This window comes from Coprococcus sp. AF51-11b1 (assembly GCF_027682785.1).
Lineage (GTDB): Bacteria > Bacillota > Clostridia > Lachnospirales > Lachnospiraceae > Allocoprococcus > Allocoprococcus comes.
The window spans coordinates 1-1613 of the sequence record NZ_JAQCZB010000037.1 but is presented as its reverse complement, the minus strand read 5'-3'; the positions used below and the strand labels follow the sequence as shown (position 1 = coordinate 1613).

Below are 1613 nucleotides of genomic sequence, written 5' to 3'. Positions count from 1 at the left end.
GTAAACTGGACCCCATGTCAAGGACACAGTAAATTTTTTAGGTCAATTGGTTAAACAACCAATGCTGATGGTTTCTCTCCTGTAACCACATAATGATAATACTCATTTGGAGACATTCCTCCAAGGGTGGTTTGATAACGATCATTATTGTAGTAAGTTATGTAATCATCAATTCGTTCCTTTACATCCTGAAAGCAATCCCAGGTATTCACATATGGCTGAAGTTCATCTTTCATATGACCAAAGAAACTTTCCTGTGGTGCGTTATCCCAACAGTTTCCTCGCCTGGACATAGACTGGCGTAGCCTAAAGTCATTCAAAAGCCGCCGAAATGCAACACTTGTATAATGGCATCCTTGATCCGAATGAATCCAAACTTCTGCATTCATCTCGTATAAATGATTTCTCATGAGAGACTTTATTGTTTCAAGGACAAAATCAATCTCCAGAGATTCGCTTAATTGATAAGCTAGGATCTGCATTGTATATGCATCTTTTATAACGGATAAATATACATGCTTCTGCTTGAGCCGCAGATAGGTGATATCTGTTAGTAATACTTTTCGCGGGCCATAGGAACGGAATTGTCTCTTAACGTAATTCGGGGCAATTGTACTTGTACGTAATGCCTTTGCCATTCTTCGATATGGATTGGCTTTGCGTATAGGGCAGCACAAGTTGTATTTTCGCATTAATCTTTGCACTTTTTTTCTGTTCATAGTAATGCCCATACGCTTTAAACGCATGCAAATGCCCCTGGATCCTTTTGCATAACCTCGGTAATCATATGCTTCCTTGATTAGCAGAAAATCCTGATAATCAGATGCTTCACGGATAGCTCTTTGATTTGAGGCTGCGATCCAGCGATAATAACCGGATCTGGAAACGCCTGCCAGCTTACATAATTCCAAAACATTTAAAGCAGACTTGTTTTGAGTTTCTTTAAAGATTAATTCAAAGATAGCGCTTGTCTGCTCACGCGTTTTGGCTACTGCAGTTTCGGATTTGTTACGATATTTGAAATTTTTTTTAAAAACTCAACCTGTTTTTCTAAATGAACAATCCGTTCCTGTAATTCTTTGATACTGGCATCTGTTTTTTGGGTAGAAAGATCTTTTGCCTCGAATGCAGCAAGCTGTTGTTCTGTAGAAAGGCCTCGTGGAGGACGAAGTCCTTGCTCAGAATCTGCTTCTTCAAGAATACGTCTGCGCAGACTGCTTTTGCATCCTTGTGCAAACCAAGACGGATCATAACCAGCTGCTTTAAGGACTTCAGGGGTTGTTTTTCTGTGATTTCGAATCTGATCAACAAAGAATTTTTTGAATTCAAGTGTAAACGTAATGCGATTCGAACTTACGGAATAAGTATAAGGATTCAACTCCAAAACACGTAATTGTTCTTCTGTAAAAGGTACTTTTTTGCTCATAGTGTGTCCACCTTTCTGTTTATTAATATATCACAACAGCAATGGTGGTTAAACCTTTGTCTACAAGTTGGAAATAAGACCATGAAGGAATAATTGTTTACCAATTTCATGTCTACAACTTGGAAAATACTCTAAGGAATTGACCTAATTATCTAAGTTTCATGTCCACACTATAGGGTCCATTATA

General features: G+C 38.3%; 2 protein-coding genes. Both read right to left on the bottom strand.

All coding sequences use genetic code 11. The annotated features are described in order from the left end of the window. Positions 1 to 50: 50 nt before the first annotated feature. Positions 51 to 950 (bottom strand): IS3 family transposase, encoded by a 900-nt coding sequence (locus PGY05_RS16460; protein WP_270203516.1) that lies wholly within the window; start codon positions 948 to 950, stop codon positions 51 to 53. 38 nt (positions 951 to 988) lie between these two features. Next, positions 989 to 1426 carry an HTH domain-containing protein gene (locus PGY05_RS16455; RefSeq protein WP_117836411.1) on the bottom strand — a complete coding sequence of 146 codons (438 nt, stop codon included), beginning with the start codon at positions 1424 to 1426 and terminating at the stop codon, positions 989 to 991. Positions 1427 to 1613: the final 187 nt, after the last annotated feature.

Excerpts from the sequence above, each read along its gene's own strand:
- PGY05_RS16455 (WP_117836411.1), bottom strand. The coding sequence starts at position 1,426 with ATGAGCAAAAAAGTACCTTTTACAGAAGAACAATTACGTGTTTTGGAG.